The following is a 17033-nucleotide window of genomic DNA, read 5'->3' on the forward strand; positions in this document are numbered from 1 at the left end:
GTGTCGGTGGTCGGCGTGAGGATGGGTCCGCCGGTGCAGGGCCGGCAGGGGGAGGACGCATGGACCAGGACGAGGCGCGCCGGCTGAAGCGGCAGCTCGCGGCGTACGTGGCGGAGCTCGCGCAGCGGGGCGTGGTGGCGGAGGCGTCCGCCGTGGACGCCCCCGGTCCGGCGGCGGTCGCCCTGGGGCTCGCCCCGCGGCTCGACGGCTCGTACGGCGTGGCCGTGCGGTACCGGCTGGGCGTGCCCGGCGTCCGCAGCGTCGCCCGGCGCGTCGCCGAGCAGGTCGGGCCCGTCGCCGACGTGCGGCGGACGGGGCGCATCCGGGCGCTCGCCGCCGGCACGGAGACCGGCATCCCGACCCCGCGGCCGCCCGTCGCGACCGCGCAGGCCGTGGGCGAGACGGGGCGCGTCCGCCCGCTGCGCCCGGGGGTCTCGATCGCGCACGTGGATGTCAGCGCCGGCACCCTCGGCGCGTTCGTCACCGTCGCCGGGGCCGTCCACGCGCTCTCGAACTACCACGTGCTCGCCGGCTCACCGCGCGCCCGGGTGGGGGACCTCGTCCTCCAGCCTGGTCCGGCGGACGGCGGCACCGCGCCCGCGGACCGCGTCGGCACGCTCGCGGCGACCGTGCCGCTCGCCCCCGGCCGCACCGGCACCGTCGACTGCGCGGTCGCGCTGCTGGACGACCCGGCCGTCGACCCCACCTACCCCGTCGGCGCCGTGACGCGGACGGCGGTCGCGGTCGGCGGGGAGAGCGTCGCGAAGATCGGCCGCACCACCGCCGTCACGCAGGGGCGGGTCACCGCCATCGAGCTCGACGACGTCGTCGTCGGCTACGGCGAGGAGCTCGGCGAGCTCCGCTTCGACGACCAGATCGAGGTCGAGTCCACCGGGTCCGGCCCGTTCTCGCGCGGCGGGGACTCCGGCTCGCTCGTCTACCGGGCGGACGGCGTCGCCCTGGGGCTGCTCTTTGCGGGGTCCGAGACCGGGGGCGAGAATGGCACCGGGCTGACGTACGTCAACCCGGTCGACGCCGTGCTCACGGCGCTCGGCGCCCGGCTGGTGGGCTCGCCCGCCGCCTGACGCCCCGCCGCGGCCGGCACGAGGGGCGAGGGCGGTGACGGCGCATGGCGGACATCGACCGCGCCCGCGCCGCCAAGCAGCACCTGCGACGCGACCTGGGCGGCCGGGACGGCGTCCGGGGCATCGGGCTGGCCCGGGGGGACGACGGCTACCGGCTGCAGGTCAGCGTCGCGTCGCGTGCCGACGCCGCCGGGCTGCCCGCCGCGGTCGACGGGGTCGCCGTGCGGGTGCGCGTCGTCGGGGTGGTCGAGGCGCAGGCCTGACCGCGGCGGCGTGCCCGGCGACCCGTCCGCTCGCGCTCCGGACGGAGCGGCATACCGTCCCCGCGCGTCGTGTTGACTGTCCCCGTGACCACCAGCAGCACCCGTCTCCCGAAGGTCCGCGCGTCCGAGCTCGTCGGCCGCGGCTGGCTCAACACCGGCGGCCAGGACGTCGCGCTCGCGGACCTCCGCGGCAAGATCGTCCTGCTCGACTTCTGGACGTTCTGCTGCATCAACTGCCTGCACGTGCTGGACGAGCTCCGCGAGCTCGAGGAGCGGTACCGCGACGTCCTGGTGATCGTCGGGGTGCACTCGCCCAAGTTCGTGCACGAGGCCGACCCGGTGGCCCTCGCCGCGGCCGTCGAGCGGTACGAGGTGCACCACCCCGTCCTGGACGACCCCGAGCTGGTGACCTGGTCCGCCTACACGGCCCGCGCCTGGCCGACGCTCGTCGTCATCGACCCCGAGGGCTACGTCGTCGCGCAGATGGCGGGCGAGGGGCACCAGAGCAACGTCGAGCGGCTCGTCGAGGACCTCGTCGCCGAGCACGACGCGAAGGGCACGCTGCACCGCGGCGCCGGCCCGTACGTCCCGCCGGAGCCGACCGCCGGGACGCTGCGGTTCCCCGCCAAGGCCGTCGCCCTGCCGGGCGGGACGTTCCTGGTCGCCGACGCCGGGCACCACTCGGTGGCGGAGCTCGCCGCCGACGGCGAGACGCTGCTGCGCCGCATCGGGTCGGGCGAGCGCGGGCTGGTGGACGGCGAGCCGGGGGACGCCCGGTTCAGCGAGCCGAACGGGCTGGCGCTGCTGCCGGAGGACGTCGCCGCGGCGGTCGGGTACGACGTGCTGGTCGCCGACACGGTGAACCACGCCCTGCGCGGGGTGCGCCTGTCGGACGGCCGGGTCACGACCGTCGCGGGCACGGGCGCGCAGTACCTGGTCGGGGAGCCGACCGTGCCGTCCCCGCTGCCCGGGCGCACGGACCTGTGGCGCACCGACGGCGCGCCCCGCCCGGCCACGTCGGTGCCGCTGTCGTCCCCGTGGGACGTGGCGTGGTCCCCGCAGACCGGCACGGCGCTCGTCGCGATGGCCGGCAACCACCAGCTCTGGGCGTTCGACCCCGTGGCCGGTGCCGTCGAGCCCGTCGCCGGGACGATGAACGAGGGTCTCGTCGACGGCGACCCCCGCGAGGCCTGGTTCGCCCAGACGTCCGGCGTCGCCCTCGCCCCGGGCGGCCGGCTGTGGCTGGCGGACTCCGAGGTGTCGGCGCTGCGCTGGATCGACCCGGGCGTCGAGGCCCCGGACGCCGGTCGCGTCGGGCCCGCCGACGCGTACGCCGCCGCCACCGTGGGCACGGCCGTCGGGGAGGGGCTGTTCGACTTCGGGCACCGGGACGGGTCCGCCGACCAGGCGCTGCTGCAGCACCCGCTGGGCGTCGCGGTGCTGCCCGACGGCTCCGTGGTGGTGGCCGACACCTACAACGGCGCGGTCCGCCGGTTCGCGCCCGGCGACGCCGGCACCCCGGGGGAGGTCAGCACCCTCGCGACGGGGCTCGCGGAGCCCAGCGGCATCGTCGTGCAGACCGACCCCGAGGCGGGCGGCGTAACGCTGCTGGTCGTCGAGTCGGCGGCGCACCGGCTCACCCGGGTCGCCCTGCCCGCGACGGTGGCCGGCGAGGTCCTCGACGCGGGGGCGCACCGGACGCAGCGCCCCGTCACCGAGATCGCGCCCGGGGAGCTCGCGCTCGACGTCGTGTTCACCCCCGCCGCGGGGCAGAAGTACGACGACCGGTACGGGGCCTCCACGATGCTGCGCGTGTCGGCCACCCCGCCGGAGCTGCTGCTCGACGGCGCGGGCGACGACGTGCCGCTCACCCGGACGCTGCGGATCAACCCGGAGGTCGGCGAGGGCGTGCTCCACGTGACCGCCCGCGCGGCCAGCTGCGACGCCGACCCGGCGATCGAGTTCCCCGCCTGCCACCTGAACTCCCAGGACTGGGGCGTGCCGGTGCGGGTCGCCGCAGGCGCCCCGGCGGCCCTCACGCTCCCGCTGCACGGCTGACGCGGCGCGCCGAGCCGGCCCGAGGTCGTCACACCGGCACGAGGTCGTCCCGCAGGACTGACGACCTCGTGCACGACTGACGACCTCGGCCGCGCGCGCCGACCCCCGCGCCCGCCGACCGGCCGGCGCTCGGGCGGTCGTCAGGACGCGCCGAGCACCGCCAGCGACACCAGCGTGTCCAGCGTCGACTCGACGGTGCCGTCGTCCGTCGCGGGCAGGGTGGACTCGACGGTGGCCGTCCAGGGGCCACGGGTGAGCTCCAGCTGCCGCATGCCGCTCACGTGCAGCGACGACGTCCCGCCGCGCGCGACGACGACCCGCCCCTCGCCCTCGGGCCCGGGCTCGCGCGCGACGGACCACCCGGACCCGCCCATCGCCTCGGTGGTCGCGGCCGCGAGGGCGCACAGCCGGGTGAGCACCGCCGGCCCGGTCGCGGCGAGCGCGGTGACGGCGGCGGACACGGTGCGGCTGAGCACGGCGCCGGGGTCGTCGGCCCGGTACTGGCGGGCGCGCGCCGCCGCGTGGGAGCGCTTGGCGTGGTACTGCGCGGCGTCGGCGCGCCGGAACAGCGACCGGGGCGTCGGAGCGGCGCCCAGGGAGCCGCGCGCGGAGGACGCGATGCCGTAGGACAGGGAGGCGCCGTGCGGCAGCGCGCTGTCGTTGACGGTCGCGTCCATCACCTGCACGACGGTCGTCCGCGGGATCCCCGACGTCACGATGCAGAACTCGTCGCCGCCGATGCGGGCGGCGGTGGACCCGGGCAGCCCGCTGCTCGCGCGGCGGAGCACGCCGGCCACGCTGCGGAGCAGCTCGTCGCCGGCGTCGTGCCCGAGCTCGTCGTTCACCCGCTTCAGGCCGTCGACGTCGCACATGACGATGCAGGTCTCGTCGCCGGACGCGATGGCGGCGTGCGCGGCCTCGTCGGCGACCCGGCGCGTGCTCAGCCCGGTCAGCGCGTCGTCCGAGACGAGGTGCCGCACCTGCTCGGCCAGGTCCAGGCGGGCGACGTGCGCGCCGACCAGCGCGCCGAGCACCTCGCCGCGGGCGGCGTCGTCGGGCGTGAACGCCCCGGCGCGCTCGTCGCGGACGGCGCACAGCAGCCCCCACAGGTCGCCGTTGACCACGACCGGGGCGGCGAGCGCGGGGTGCGGCCGCACGGGGTCGTCGCCCGGCACGGAGAGCCACGTCTCCTGGTGCCGGACGAGGGCGCGCACGGCCTCCCCGTCCTTCAGGGCGTCCTGCGCGGCGGCGACCTCGTCGGCCGGCTCGGCGGCCTGGACCTCCCAGTCGTCCTGCTCGACGCGGGCGATGGCCGCGACCCCGGCGCCCAGGACGTCCCGCGCCGCGACGACGGCGGCCTCGTGGACCTCGGGCAGCGTGGTGCAGCCGCCGAGGCGGTGCGCGAGCAGCGCGAAGTGCCGGGCGTCGTCCCCGTCACCGCGGGGCGCGCTCGTCCGGGCCGGCGGCTGGGCGTCGGTCACGCGCCCATCATCGCCCGTCAGGGCCGCGGCCACACGCGGGCGCACCGGACGGGCGCCGCCGTGCGGGTGAACGGCCCGTCCTGGTGCGGGTGGATCAGGCGGGGACGGCCTCGGGCACGCGTGCGCGGACGCGGTCGCCGGCGCCGACGGCGCGCAGCACGAACAGCACGGTCGACTCGATGGCGCGGTCCCGGGCGGGGCCCTCCTCCGGCAGGGCGCGGCTGCTGAGGCACGCGTTGACCAGCGACACCGTGGTGCCGAGGTCCTGCTCGGGGAACTCGCCGGACTCGATGCCGGCGGCGAGGATCCGCCGGAGCATGGCCTCGACCATGACGACGTGCTCGCGCACCCGCTGCTGCGTGCTGCGGGACAGCACCGACCGCAGGTCCGGGCCGGGCGCCAGGTGGTAGTCGCGCTTGAGGACGCACTGGGCGCGGACGTAGGCGCGCAGCTGGTCGGTGGGGTCGTCGACGCCGGCGAGCTCCGCCTCGAGGGCCGCCACGTACTGCGCCGTCTCGTGCATGATGAAGCCGACGAGCATCGACTCCTTGTCGGCGAAGTGGTTGTACACCGCGGTGCGCCCCACGCCGGCCGCCTGGGCGATGTCCGCCAGCGTGATCGCGTCGAACCCCCGCTCGGCCATGAGCCGGGACAGCGCGCCGAACAGCTTGAGCCGCGTCTGCTCGCGGTGCTCGTGCAGCGAGCCGCCGATGATCTTGGGCATGCTGACATTCTCGCACGGAACGTCAGCACCCGGGGCGGAAGTCGGGGCGAACCGGACGTCAGGCCGCCCGGTGCACCTCGCCGAGCGCGGCGAACAGGGCGCGGTTGTGCCGGAAGGCGGCGCGGGCCTCCTCGACCACGGCCTCCCGCTCGGCGGTCGTGAGCCCCAGGGCGTCGACGCGCTCGCGGTACAGGTCCTTGAACGGCTTGGGCTTGGGGATCTGCGGGAACGCGTAGAACCCGACCCCCGCGTCGGCCACGCCGTAGTGCCGCTGCACCATCCGGCCGATGACCTGCCCGCCCGACAGGTCGCCGAGGTAGCGCGTGTACGAGTGCGCCACGTAGCGCCCGACGGAGGAGCCGCCGGCGCGGATGCGCTCGGCGTACGCGGCCGTCGCGGGCAGGGGAGCGGCCTGCGCGCGCCACCCCGGACCCACGAGGTGCTCCAGGTCGGCGGCGATGGCCGGGGCGCGGCGCAGCTCGTCGAACACGACGCCGGCGCCCTCCGGCGTGCGGCGGACGTCGTCGGCGACCTCCTCGAGCGCGACGTAGACCGTGCGGAGCTGGAGGGCCAGGTCGACGTACGCCGCGACCGTGAGCCGGCCGGTCAGCAGGTCGTCGACGAAGGCGGCGCCCTCGGCCGCCTCGTGCTCCGCGCGCGTCCCCTCGCGCAGCAGGAGCGACAGGGGCGACGGGGGCGTCTCCGCGGCGTCCCCGGTCCCCGCGAGGACGGCGTGCGGCACCGCGACGGGCAGGTCGTGCGTGGCGGTCATCAAGGCTCCCGGGCGGGTCGGCGGGACGTCGATATGACGTCGTGTCAGAACCTACCGGAGGAAGTAAGGATTGCCTACCCTCTGTTGTACTCCGGTGGCGGGGGTCGGCGGAAGGGCTCCCGTGCCGCAGGCCGCGCGGGTTAGCGTGCGGTGGTGACTGCAGACGCCGCCCCCGCACCCGACCAGCCCCCGTCCGCCGCGGACGCGTACACCCCGGCCGAGCCCGACGCCAAGGACTGGACCTGGGTCCTCCGGGAGCGCTGCCCCGAGTGCGGCTTCACCGGGGCGGACGTCGCGGGACCGGACATCGCCGGCACCGTGCACGACCTCGTCCCGCGGTGGCGCGCGGCGCTGAACCGGCTCGACGTGCGGGAGCGGCCCGCCCCGACCGTGTGGTCGACCCTCGAGTACGGCGCCCACGTGCGCGACGTGCACCGGGTGTTCGGCGAGCGGCTGCGGCTGATGCTGGAGCAGGACGACCCGGAGTTCCCGAACTGGGACCAGGACGCCACCGCCGTCGCCGAGCGGTACGACCTGCAGGACCCGGGCCGCGTCGCCGACGAGCTCGCCGACGCCGCCGCCGCGCTGGCCGCCCGGTTCGCCGCGGTCCGTCCCGACCAGTGGGACCGGTCGGGCCGCCGGTCGAACGGCTCGTCGTTCACCGTGACGACGCTCGGGCAGTACTTCCTGCACGACGTGGTGCACCACCTGCACGACGTGCACGCCTGACCCGGCGGCGACCGCGGCTCGCGCCGGGTCGTGGACGGCGAACGCGACGAGGCCCCTCGGACGCTTACTCCGAGGGGCCTCGCTCTGCGGGCGACGCTACGGGCGTGCCGCGAGCCCGCTGCGGAGGCGCGCCGGCGTCTCCGTCGTCCACAGATGTTGTGCACAGGGCTGTGATCTCCGCACGTTCACGCGGGTGAGCCTGTGGACAACATGTGCACGGCGCGGTGGACGAGAATCCGGTCCGTCAGACCCTTGCGGCGCTCCGGAGGGCGGGACTAGAACTGCTCCATCGATCTCGGCGGACGTACTGCCCGCCGCGGGAGGACCCGCTCGACGGGGCTCGCGCGGCGGCGTCACCGGCGGGGTCGAGGCCGGACGGAGAACGACGGACCACCCCGCCAGGGCGACCTGGAGGGCTGCGGATGACGACGCAGCGGTTCGTAGGAGGCCCGAAGGCCGGATCGTCGCCGTCCCGCCCGCGGCGGTGTCCCCCTGGGGTCGCCACCGGGTGCCGGGACGGAGCCGCACCGTCAGCGCGGTCGCCGGTCCCCGACCCGTCGGGGACGAGAGGACGACGGTCAGGGAAGGGCCCCTCGGACGCTTACTCCGAGGGGCCCTTCTTGGTGCGCGGCGACGGTTGCCCACAGGCCTGTCCACTTGTCCACAGGGCGGCGTCGCCCGAATGGCCCTCCCGACCACCCCATAGGGCGATATGTCCGGTTCAGTCCACAGGAGTTGTCCCCAGCTTGTGCACGGGGTCACGGGCCGAGCGTGACAGGAGGGCGCGGCCTGTGGACGCCGTGTGCACGCCCGGTGGACGCCGGCCGGAGACCGCTCAGGGCCTGGGGACGGCCGCGGGGTCGGACGACGCGCCGGGGTCCGCGTCGAGGGGGTGCAGGTCCACCGACACCTCCGGGCGGGCGCCGCCGCCCTCCGTGAAGATGACCCCCCGCAGCGGCGGCACGTCGCCGTAGTCCCGCCCCCAGCCCAGCACGACGTACCGGTCCCCGACGAACTGGTCGTTGGTCGGGTCGACCTCCACCCACCCTGCGCCCGGCACCCACGCCGACACCCAGGCGTGCGACGCGTCGGCGCCGCGGATCTTCGGCCGGCCCGGGGGCGGCAGGGTCTCGACGTAGCCGCTCGTGTAGCGAGCGGGCAGCCCGTGCGCCCGCAGCGCGGCGAGCATGAGGTGCGCGAAGTCCTGGCAGACGCCGGCGCGCGAGTCCAGCAGCTCCGCCTGCGTCGTGGCGATCGTCGTGGACCCGGACCGGTACGTCAGCTCCGTGCGGATGCGGTGCGCGAGGTCCGCGAGCACCTCGGGGTACGCGCGCCCGGGCGTGAACGACGCCGCCGCCCACGCGCGCACCGGGTCCGACGGCAGGACGTGCCGCGACGGCAGCACCGCCTCCCGCCGGTCCACGAGCGGCACGCCGTCCGGGCCCGTCCCGCCGTCCGCCACCAGGCGCGCCACCGCCTCCCACGCGAGCCCCGGGAGCGTGGCCGCCTCGGCGCGCCGGCGGGTCACGGTGAGCGTCGCGGCGGCGGTGACGGTGAGCGTGGTGTGCGGGGTGGTGACGGCGAAGTACGACGAGGTGTTGCCGAACCAGTCCCGGTGCTCGGCGGCGTCGGCGGGGGCGGGGTCGACGGTGACGGCGGCGGTGTGGCGCCGCTGGTCGGGCAGGTCGCGCGGCAGCAGGAGCGCCCGGCCGTAGGAGGTGGTCACGGGACCGGGGTAGCGGTAGGTCGTCGTGTGGACGAGCTCGTACCGGCGGCCGGTCACGCGCCCGTCCCCGGCCGGTCCTGCGGGGAGACGCCGACGCCCCACTCCTCGGCCACGGACCGCGCCGGGGCGGGCTGCGCGAAGTGCACCCGGGCGACCTCGTCGGCGACCGCACGCAGCCGCCACGCGAGCGAGTCCAGGATCTCGGCGAGCCGCTCGCGCCCGGTGGCTGGTGCCGCCGTGGCGGCCGTGGGGACGACCGCGGTCGCGCCCACCGCCACGGGGTCCAGCTCCGCGAGCAGGTCCCGGACGTCGGCGAGCAGCCGGTCCTGCTGCTCCGTCGCGCCCGCGGGGGCCGGCACCCGGGCCAGGTCGTCCCGCAGCCGGTCGAGCTGGTAGGCGAGCGACCGCGGGTTGTCCGCGTCCAGCAGCAGCAGGTCCAGCACGCCCGGGACTGCGGGTCGGGTCTGGTAGCGCCGCCGGTAGGTGATGGCCGACTCGTGCGCGAGGAGCACCGACTCCAGCACGAGCGCCTCGACGTCCGGCGGTCGCGGCGCGGTGACCGTGGCGGCGAGTGCGGCGACGAGGGCCTGCGCGCGCTCGAGCCGGCGGCCGGCGTCGAGCAGGCGCCACCCGACGTCCCGGACCAGCCCCTCGCCCTCGATCCCCGCGACCGCGAGCAGCGCCTCCAGCATGCGGTCGAGGGCCGCGCGCAGGTCGGTCGGCCGGGGGGTGCCGGCGGCAGCGGTGCGCCGCTGGGCGGCCAGCGTGCGGGCCATGCTGGCCAGCGGCAGCCAGAGGTCCGCCGACATCTGGTCCCGGACCACGGCCTGCGCCTCGGCCAGCCGGCGGACCGCGAACGCGACGCTGCCCGGCAGGGCGCGGTCCACGAGCAGGGCGTGCAGGTCCGGGCGGTCGTCGTCGGACGACCCCGGCGCGCGGGCGCCGACCGCGTCGAGCAGCACCGCGAGCGCGCGGCCGCCGGGGCTGGCGGGCGTGCGGTGGAAGTCGTCCCAGCGGTCGGCGACGGCGCGCAGGACGCGGACGGTGCCGTCGGCCCGCTCGGTGTACCGGCCCAGCCAGAACAGGCTCTCCGCCGAGCGCGGCGCGATGCCGCTCCCGGGGGCCCTGCCCGCCCGGGCGGCCGTGCCGGCGCCGTCCGGCGCCTCGTCCGGCGCGTCGCCCGCCGCCTCGTCCGGCGCCGGGTCGGCACCGCCGGACAGCACCCACACGTCCCGCGCCACGGCGCCGTGCGCGTGCGACACGACGGGGTGGTCGCCGTCGGGCGCCAGCCGCGCCAGCCCGCCGGCCATGACGCGGTAGCCGTCGGGTGCCGCGACCGCGAACGTCCGCAGCACCGCGGACCGCGAACGCGCCGCCGCCCGGTCCCGCGGGGCGCCCCCGACGGGCTCCTGCCCGACCCACGCGGCGGGCTCGGCGGCGATGCGGTCGCGCAGGCGCTCGCGGGCGGCGGCGTCGAGCGTCCAGCCCGGCACCGGGTCGGTCCCGCGGGCGACCGGCTCGAGCACGAGGCGGTCCAGGTGCGCGAGCACGTACGCGAGCCCCTCGGGGCGCCCGCACCACGTGGTGGCGGCCTGCGGCAGCAGCAGGTCCCGCCCGAGGACCGTCCGGGCGAGGGCCGGCAGGTGCGCCAGCAGGCCGGCGTTCTCCAGCACCGAGGCGCCCAGCGGGTTCACGACGCTCACCGTGCCCGCCTGCACCGCGCGCACGAGCCCGGGCACCCCGAGGCGGCTCCCGGCGCGCAGGTCCAGCGGGTCGCACCAGTCCGCGTCGACGCGGCGCAGCACCACGTCCACCGGCTCCCGCCCGCCGAGCCCCCGCAGCCAGAGGCGCCCGTCGCGGACCACCAGGTCGCTGCCCTCGACGAGCGGCAGCCCCAGCATCGACGCGAGGTACGCCTGGTCGAACGCCGTCGCGGAGGACGCGCCGGACGTGAGCAGCACGACCCGCGGCTCCCGGTCCCCGGGCGGGGCGGCGTGCGCGAGCCCCTGGCGCAGGGCGTGGAAGAACGGGCCGATCCGGGCGATGGGGGTCTGCCGGTACACGTCGGCCAGCACCTGGGCGACGACGCGGCGGTCCTCCATCGCGTAGCCCGCGCCGGACGGCGCCTGCGTGCGGTCCGACACCGCGACCCACGAGCCGTCGGGTGCGCGGCACAGGTCCGTCGCGGTGAGCACCAGGTCGCGCCCGCCCGGCAGGTGCAGGCCGTCGACCGCCCGCAGGAACCCCGGGTGCCCGAGGACGAGCTCGGGCGGCAGCACGTCGTCCCGGAGCAGCAGCCGCGGGCCGTAGAGGTCGGCCAGCACGGCGTCGAGCAGCTCCGCCCGCTGCACGAGCGCCGCCTCCAGGGGCGCCCAGTCCGCGTCGTCGAGCACGACCGGGAGCGGGTCGAGGCGCCAGGCGCCCGCGGCGGCGTCCCCGTCCCCGTCGTCGTCCGCCGGGGCGCCGTAGGTGACGCCGTGGTCCGCGAGCAGCCGGTCGGCGGCCTCCCGCAGCGCGGGGAGGCGGTCGGGGCCGGCGCCCGGCGGGTCCACGGCGGCCGGGCGCAGGCCGACGCCGCCGGTGGACAGCACGTCCGTCATCCGCCGCCTCCGCGCGTCCGTCGCCTTCCCGGCGCGTCGAGCCCGCGGGATCGCCGCGTGGGCGGCGCGGGGTCCAGTGTGGCAGCCGCGGGTGCGCTCAGCCGAGCAGGCGCAGCCGCCCCACCACCTTGTCCACCCGGTTGCGCGGCCCGACGAGGCTGACCGCGAGGTACTCCTGCCCCCCGGCGGGGCGGGCGGCGACCTCCGCCAGGTACTCGTCGTACACGCGCGTGCGCTGGGCGGCGGCGGGCATGTCGCTCACGTGGACGCCGGGGGCCGCGTGCGCCTTCGCCCGCACCGCCGCCAGCTCGGCGCGGGAGGCGCCCAGCACGGTGCAGCCCGCCCACGGGAGCCCGGGGTGCACGGTGCCGTCCGCGTCGGCGGCGTCGGGGCCGAGCAGGCCGGTGACGCCCGACGCGGTGGCCGCCGTGACGCAGACGACCGCGTTGGCGGCCTGGCCGGGCGCCAGCTCCTCGTCGACGACGACGACCCACTTGAGCCGGGCGGCGCGGGTCGGTTCGCCGGTGCGGATCTCGTCGGGGTCGAACCCCACGGTGGCGGCGGGGACGGCGGAAGTGGCGGGGACGGCGGTCATGGGCGGGCCTCTCGGGTGCGGCCGGACGCCGGTGCGGGCGTCCGTCGTGCGCTGACAGCGAGAGACGCTAGGCAGGTCACCGGACGCCCCGCAACGAGCCCGTACGTCGTACGGATACGCTCGCCGCATGGCCGATCTCGACGCACTGGACACGGCGATCCTGCGGGAGCTGCAGGACGATGCACGGCGCACCAACCGGGACGTGGCGGCCGCCGTGGGGGTCGCGCCGACGACCGCGCTCGACCGCACCCGCGCGCTCCGCGACCGCGGCGTGATCCGGGGCGCGACGCTCGAGGTGGACCTCGCGGAGATCGGCCGGCCCGTGCAGGCCCTCGTCGCCGTCCGCATCCGGCCGCCGTCGCGACGCAACATCGAGGGCTTCCGGTCGTGGGTGGTGGGCCTGCCCGAGACGCTCGGGGTGTTCGTCACGAGCGGGACCGAGGACTTCCTGGTGCACGTGGCCGTCCCGGACAACGAGAGCCTCTACGCGTTCGTGATCGACCGGCTGACCGAACGCCCCGAGATCGCCGACGTCCGCACGTCCGTGGTCTACGAGCACCTGCGCAAGCGGCGGGTCGACCCCGTGGTCAGCGCGGGCCGTGCTCCCCAGGGCGACCCCCCGCCACGCCGGCGGCCCACGGCGCGGTGAGGGTGACGCGGAGCTCCTGGGCGATGCCGTGCGCGGCGTCGACGAGGTGCGGGTAGCGGTCCTGGTCGAGCGTGTCGAACCGCAGCTCGACGGCCTCCGCGGCGCCCGGCGGGAACACGGTCCACACGACCTCGCGCCGGTGGACTCCGTGGCTCCGCAGCGCGACGACCGCCGGTCCCGCCGGGAGGTCGCGCCGGGTGACCGCGTGGTACTCCACCCGCGTCGACGTGCGGTGCGAGCGGCGGACCCGGCGCCGCACCAGGTCCAGGTAGGTGCCCGCGGCCTCGGGTCCCGCGGGCACGTCCGCCAGCAGCTCGCACGCCAGCCCCGCCACGACGTCGCCGCTCGGCTCGGGGACCCACGCGCCCGCCCGGACCGTCCGGCCGCCGTGCCCCGCGACGACCCGGTCGACGGCCTCCAGGGCGGACCGCAGCCGCGCCGCCGCGACCGGTCCGGCGGTGAGCGCGTCCGCCGCCCGGTGCGCGACCCGGAGGCCGTCGCCGGGCCGCCACCCGCACCAGCGTCGAGGCAGGCGCAGGTCGATCCGGGAGATGTGGCGGGGGTTCATGGCTGCCCTTCCGTCGGCGCTGGCGACGGAACCGTAGCGACGGCCGCAGCCCGCTCCGGCCTGCGTAGGGGGACCACTCAGCCGCGTGGGGGCGGGGACGACGAAGGCCAGGTCCGGACGCTGCCGGCCTGGCCCTCGGTGGAGCGGGTGACGGGAATCGAACCCGCGCTATCAGCTTGGGAAGCTGAAGTTCTACCATTGAACTACACCCGCGTGACCCCCGTCGCCGGGGGAACGCGCGTCCAGCATAGCGGGTCCGCCGCCCCGGTCCCGCCGTCCCGCCGAGGTCGCCTCCGGTCCCGCACCGAGGTCGTCACCTCGGCACGAGGCCGCCACGGGGGAGTGGCGACCTCGTGCGCGGGTGACGACCTCGGTGCGGGACGAGCGCGTGCGGGACGAGCGCGTGCGGGACGAGCGCGTCAGACGGTGACCTCGACCCGCACGGTGCTGCCCGCGGGGGCGTAGGGGACCGTCGAGCCCTCGACCGGCGCGCCGTCCACGACCAGCCGGCCGCGCGCGCCCGGGGTCCCGGAGTTGGTCACCGTGATCTCGTACCGGGCACCGCGGGCCACACGGGTCACGGTGAACGACGGTACGTCGGGGCCGATCTGCGGGTCGACGACCAGGCCGTCGTACCCCGGCCGCACGCCGAGGAGGTGCTGCGAGACGGCCACGAAGTTCCACGCCGCGGTGCCGGTGAGCCACGAGTTCTTCGCCTCGCCGTGCCGGACCGCCTCCTTGCCCGCGATCATCTGCGCGTACACGTAGGGCTCGAGCTTGTGGACGTCGGAGATCTCCTCGCGGTACGCGGGGGTGATCCGGCGGTAGTAGTCGAACGCCTTCTCGCCGCGGCCGACGACGGTCTCGCCGATGATCACCCACGGGTTGTTGTGGCAGAAGATGCCGCCGTTCTCCTTGTACCCGGGCGGGTAGGTGGAGACCTCGCCGAGCTCGATCTGGTAGCTCGTGTAGGCGGGGTGCTGCAGGACCATGCCGTGCGGGGTCGCGAGGTGCTCCTCGACCGAGTCCAGCGCGCGGACGGCCGGGCTGGCGGCGTGCTCCGGGGCGGCGGGGTCGGTGGAGTCGACGCCGATGCCCGCCATGACGGCGAAGCCCTGCGGCTCGATCCAGATCTTGCCCTCGGGCTTCGCGTCCGTGCCGATCGGGTTGCCGTAGAAGTCGTACGCGCGCAGGAACCACTCGCCGTCCCAGCCGTGCTCCAGCACCGCGGCGCGCATGGCCTCGACGTCGGCGCGGGCGCTCGCGGCCAGCTCGGTGAGCCCGCGGCGCTCCGCGAGCTCCGCGTACTCCGGGCCGATGTGCACGAACATCGCGGCGATGAACACCGACTCGGCGACGCCGCCCGCCTGGTTCTCGGTCGTCTGGAAGGACTCGCCGGGCTCGGTCGAGAAGCAGTTGAGATTGAGGCAGTCGTTCCAGTCGGCGCGCCCGATCAGTGGCAGCCCGTGCGGGCCGCGGTTCTCGACGGTGAACCGGAACGAGCGGGTCAGGTGCTCGAACAGCGGGACCTCGGAGCCGGGCTCGTTGTCGAACGGCACGGGCTCGTCGAGGATCCCGGTGTCACCGGTCTCCTTGATGTAGGCCGCCACGCCGAGGATCAGCCACAGCGGGTCGTCGTTGAAGCCCGACCCGATGTCGTTGTTCCCGCGCTTCGTCAGCGGCTGGTACTGGTGGTAGGCGGAGCCGTCGGGGAACTGCGTCGACGCGATGTCGATGATGCGCTGCCGCGCGCGCTCCGGGACCAGGTGCACGAAGCCCAGCAGGTCCTGGTTCGAGTCGCGGAAGCCCATGCCGCGGCCGATGCCGGTCTCGAAGTACGACGCCGAGCGCGACATGTTGAACGTGACCATGCACTGGTACTGGTTCCAGATGTTGACCATCCGGTCCAGCTTCTCGTCGGTGGAGCGCACCGAGTAGGTGGACAGCAGGTCCGTCCAGGACGCGCGGAGCGCCTCGAACGCCGCCAGCGTCTGCTCGGTGGTCGCGAACCGGGCGAGCAGCGCGTGCGCCCGCTCCTTGTTCACGACCTGCAGCGCCTTGACGCCCGCGGCCTCGTCGGCCGGCGCCCACTTCTCCTCGTGCGGGTTCTCGACGTAGCCGAGCACGTAGGTGAGGGAGCGGCTCTCGCCGGGCGCGAGCGTGACGTCGACCTGGTGGGACCCGATCGGGTACCAGCCGGAGGCCACCGAGCCGGCCGACCTGCCGGCGCGGGGGACGGCCGCCTCGCCGAGCCCGTTCCAGGCGCCCACGAACGTGTCGCGGTCCGTGTCGAACCCGTCGGCCCGGGTGTTCACGCCGTACACGGCGTAGTGGTCGCGGCGCTCGCGGTACTCGGTCTTGTGGTAGATCGCGGATCCGCTCGGGCCGTCCAGCTCGACCTCGACCTCGGCCAGCGACAGGTTGCGCTGGTAGTTCGTCTGGTCGTCCTGGGCGTTCCACAGGCAGAACTCGACGAACGAGAAGAGGCTGACGGACTTCTCGGCGTCGGAGGTGTTGGTGAGCGTCACGTGCTGCACCTCGGCGGTCTCGCCCAGCGGCACGAAGAAGAGCGTCTCGACGCGCAGGCCGCCGCGCTCACCGGTGATCCGGGAGTAGCCGAGGCCGTGCCGCGTCTCGAAGTGGTCGAGGTCGGCCTTCACGGGCAGCCAGCCGGGGGTCCAGACGTCGCCGCCGTCGTTGACGTAGAAGTAGCGGCCGCCCTCGTCGGTGGGGATGTTGTTGTACCGGTAGCGCGTGAGCCGGCGCATCTTCGCGTCGCGGTAGAACGAGTAGCCGCCGCCCGTGTGCGAGAGCAGGGAGAAGAACTCCTCCGAGCCGAGGTAGTTGATCCACGGGTAGGGCGTGTGCGGCGTCGTGATGACGTACTCGCGTGCCTCGTCGTCGAAGTGGCCGTACCGCATCGTTGCGCCTCTCGGTGTCGGGTGCTCTGCCGCGCGGGAGCGCTCCCACACCCGCGACGCCGGTCAGCATAGCGCCCGTCGGAGGGCGCTCCGCCAGGACTCTCGGGGCCTCCGGCGCAGGGCGGAACGGCAGGCCGGTCGGAGCAGAGGTCCCACTCAGCCGCGTCCGGCGGCGCCTAGCGTCCCGGCATGCCCCCACCCGCGGCTGCCGACCGTGACGGTCCACGTGTACGTCGACGAGTCGAAGGCCGCCGACTACCTGCTGGCGGCGACGATGGTGGAGCCCGGACGCGTCCCGGCGTCGCGGTCCGCGGTCCGCGCGCTCGTGCCCCCGAGGCAGAACCGCCTGCACATGCGCCACGAACCGGATCGCCGCCGGCGGGCGATCCTGTCCGCGCTCGGGCGGCTCGACGTCACCACGACGCTCTACCGCGCGCCCGCCTCAGGGGGTCGACCCAGATCGAGCGCCGACGGGCATGCCTCGCCCGGCTCGTCGCCGACATCGCAGGGCGGAGCGACAGGCTCGTGATCGAGTCCGACGAGACCCAGGACGCCCGCGACCGCCGCGACCTGATCGAGCTCACCCGCGCCGCGGGGTGCCGTGACACGCTCCGGTACGAGCACCTGCGTGCGGGTCAGGAGCCGTTGCTGTCCGTGCCGGACGTCGTCGGCTGGTCGTGGGCGCGTGGCGGGGAGTGGCGGCGGCGTGCGTCCGGCATCATCAGCGCGGTCGTCGACGTCTAGGCGTGCGTAGGGCCCGAGCGCCATGTCCTCCGGACATGGTCCCGGGCCCTCGACTTCCACAGGGATCAGCTCCCTGGGCGATGTCACGACGCTACCGGAGTCGCGCTCCCTCCGGGAA

15 protein-coding genes and 1 tRNA gene are annotated in these 17033 nt (G+C 76.0%); 7 read left to right on the plus strand and 9 right to left on the minus strand.

Features of this window, described 5'->3' with window-relative positions:
* Positions 1–59 precede the first annotated feature (59 nt).
* From QNH85_RS02630 to QNH85_RS02640, 3 genes are all read left to right on the plus strand, one after another.
* On the plus strand, positions 60–1085 hold the full coding sequence (locus QNH85_RS02630; RefSeq protein WP_282944401.1) for a chymotrypsin family serine protease: 1026 nt from the start codon (positions 60–62) through the stop codon (positions 1083–1085).
* A 44-nt stretch (positions 1086–1129) separates the two neighbouring features.
* The gene (locus QNH85_RS02635; RefSeq protein ID WP_282944403.1) at positions 1130–1348 is read left to right on the plus strand and encodes a hypothetical protein; all 219 of its coding nucleotides are present in this window, start codon (positions 1130–1132) and stop codon (positions 1346–1348) included.
* Positions 1349–1432: 84 nt separating this feature from the next.
* Positions 1433–3406, plus strand: a complete 1974-nt coding sequence (locus QNH85_RS02640) for an NHL domain-containing thioredoxin family protein (RefSeq protein WP_282944404.1) — start codon at positions 1433–1435, stop codon at positions 3404–3406.
* A gap of 140 nt (positions 3407–3546) precedes the next feature.
* Here the strand turns inward: QNH85_RS02640 and QNH85_RS02645 are convergent, their stop codons facing one another.
* From QNH85_RS02645 to QNH85_RS02655, 3 genes are all read right to left on the minus strand, one after another.
* A complete protein-coding gene (locus QNH85_RS02645) occupies positions 3547–4887 on the minus strand; it encodes a GGDEF domain-containing protein (protein WP_282944406.1) in 1341 nt (446 codons plus the stop codon).
* Between the two features lie 94 nt (positions 4888–4981).
* Positions 4982–5611, minus strand: a complete 630-nt coding sequence (locus QNH85_RS02650; protein WP_282944408.1) for a TetR/AcrR family transcriptional regulator — start codon at positions 5609–5611, stop codon at positions 4982–4984.
* Positions 5612–5669: 58 nt separating this feature from the next.
* Positions 5670–6383 carry a biliverdin-producing heme oxygenase gene (locus tag QNH85_RS02655; RefSeq protein ID WP_282944410.1) on the minus strand — a complete coding sequence of 238 codons (714 nt, stop codon included), beginning with the start codon at positions 6381–6383 and terminating at the stop codon, positions 5670–5672.
* Positions 6384–6536: 153 nt separating this feature from the next.
* Between QNH85_RS02655 and QNH85_RS02660 the strand changes: the two genes are divergently transcribed.
* Complete coding sequence (locus QNH85_RS02660; protein WP_282944411.1) at positions 6537–7112, plus strand: DinB family protein; 576 nt, start codon at positions 6537–6539, stop codon at positions 7110–7112.
* An 835-nt stretch (positions 7113–7947) separates the two neighbouring features.
* Here QNH85_RS02660 and QNH85_RS02665 read toward each other — a convergent pair.
* The 3 genes from QNH85_RS02665 to QNH85_RS02675 form a co-directional block, all read right to left on the minus strand.
* On the minus strand, positions 7948–8895 hold the full coding sequence (locus tag QNH85_RS02665; RefSeq protein WP_282944412.1) for a transglutaminase family protein: 948 nt from the start codon (positions 8893–8895) through the stop codon (positions 7948–7950).
* Positions 8892–11438, minus strand: coding sequence for a circularly permuted type 2 ATP-grasp protein (locus QNH85_RS02670; protein ID WP_282944413.1), 2547 nt, complete (start codon positions 11436–11438; stop codon positions 8892–8894). Before QNH85_RS02670 ends, QNH85_RS02665 begins: the two co-directional genes overlap by 4 nt.
* A 97-nt stretch (positions 11439–11535) precedes the next feature.
* Positions 11536–12033, minus strand: coding sequence for a DUF2000 domain-containing protein (locus QNH85_RS02675; RefSeq protein WP_282944415.1), 498 nt, complete (start codon positions 12031–12033; stop codon positions 11536–11538).
* Between the two features lie 127 nt (positions 12034–12160).
* On the opposite strand from QNH85_RS02675, the gene QNH85_RS02680 reads away from it, so the two are divergent.
* Positions 12161–12682, plus strand: coding sequence for an Lrp/AsnC family transcriptional regulator (locus QNH85_RS02680; protein ID WP_282944417.1), 522 nt, complete (start codon positions 12161–12163; stop codon positions 12680–12682).
* Here QNH85_RS02680 and QNH85_RS02685 read toward each other — a convergent pair.
* The 3 genes from QNH85_RS02685 to QNH85_RS02695 all read right to left on the minus strand — a co-directional run bounded on the left by QNH85_RS02685 (position 12621) and on the right by QNH85_RS02695 (position 16171).
* Positions 12621–13250, minus strand: coding sequence for a hypothetical protein (locus QNH85_RS02685; protein ID WP_282944419.1), 630 nt, complete (start codon positions 13248–13250; stop codon positions 12621–12623). The genes QNH85_RS02680 and QNH85_RS02685 overlap by 62 nt on opposite strands.
* A 139-nt stretch (positions 13251–13389) precedes the next feature.
* A tRNA-Gly gene (locus QNH85_RS02690) sits at positions 13390–13463 on the minus strand.
* 206 nt (positions 13464–13669) lie between these two features.
* The gene (locus tag QNH85_RS02695; RefSeq protein ID WP_282944421.1) at positions 13670–16171 is read right to left on the minus strand and encodes a glycoside hydrolase family 94 protein; all 2502 of its coding nucleotides are present in this window, start codon (positions 16169–16171) and stop codon (positions 13670–13672) included.
* Between the two features lie 214 nt (positions 16172–16385).
* Here QNH85_RS02695 and QNH85_RS02700 point away from each other — a divergent pair, with 214 nt between their 5' ends.
* A complete protein-coding gene (locus QNH85_RS02700; RefSeq protein ID WP_282944422.1) occupies positions 16386–16700 on the plus strand; it encodes a hypothetical protein in 315 nt (104 codons plus the stop codon).
* Positions 16697–16915: a hypothetical protein gene (locus QNH85_RS02705; RefSeq protein WP_282944424.1), complete on the plus strand. Its 219-nt coding sequence runs from the start codon at positions 16697–16699 to the stop codon at positions 16913–16915. Before QNH85_RS02700 ends, QNH85_RS02705 begins: the two co-directional genes overlap by 4 nt.
* The last annotated feature ends 118 nt before the right edge of the window (positions 16916–17033 follow it).

The sequence above is a fragment of the Cellulomonas endometrii genome (genome assembly GCF_949769265.1).
GTDB lineage: Bacteria > Actinomycetota > Actinomycetes > Actinomycetales > Cellulomonadaceae > Cellulomonas > Cellulomonas endometrii.

What these genes read in the sequence shown, in the direction of transcription:
- QNH85_RS02675 (WP_282944415.1), bottom strand. Translation starts at nt 12,033, where the DNA reads ATGACCGCCGTCCCCGCCACTTCCGCCGTCCCCGCCGCCACCGTGGGG.
- QNH85_RS02670 (WP_282944413.1), bottom strand. Translation starts at nt 11,438, where the DNA reads ATGACGGACGTGCTGTCCACCGGCGGCGTCGGCCTGCGCCCGGCCGCC.
- QNH85_RS02650 (WP_282944408.1), bottom strand. Translation starts at nt 5,611, where the DNA reads ATGCCCAAGATCATCGGCGGCTCGCTGCACGAGCACCGCGAGCAGACG.
- QNH85_RS02685 (WP_282944419.1), bottom strand. Translation starts at nt 13,250, where the DNA reads ATGAACCCCCGCCACATCTCCCGGATCGACCTGCGCCTGCCTCGACGC.
- QNH85_RS02695 (WP_282944421.1), bottom strand. Translation starts at nt 16,171, where the DNA reads ATGCGGTACGGCCACTTCGACGACGAGGCACGCGAGTACGTCATCACG.
- QNH85_RS02680 (WP_282944417.1), top strand. Translation starts at nt 12,161, where the DNA reads ATGGCCGATCTCGACGCACTGGACACGGCGATCCTGCGGGAGCTGCAG.
- QNH85_RS02635 (WP_282944403.1), top strand. Translation starts at nt 1,130, where the DNA reads ATGGCGGACATCGACCGCGCCCGCGCCGCCAAGCAGCACCTGCGACGC.
- QNH85_RS02630 (WP_282944401.1), top strand. Translation starts at nt 60, where the DNA reads ATGGACCAGGACGAGGCGCGCCGGCTGAAGCGGCAGCTCGCGGCGTAC.
- QNH85_RS02655 (WP_282944410.1), bottom strand. Translation starts at nt 6,383, where the DNA reads ATGACCGCCACGCACGACCTGCCCGTCGCGGTGCCGCACGCCGTCCTC.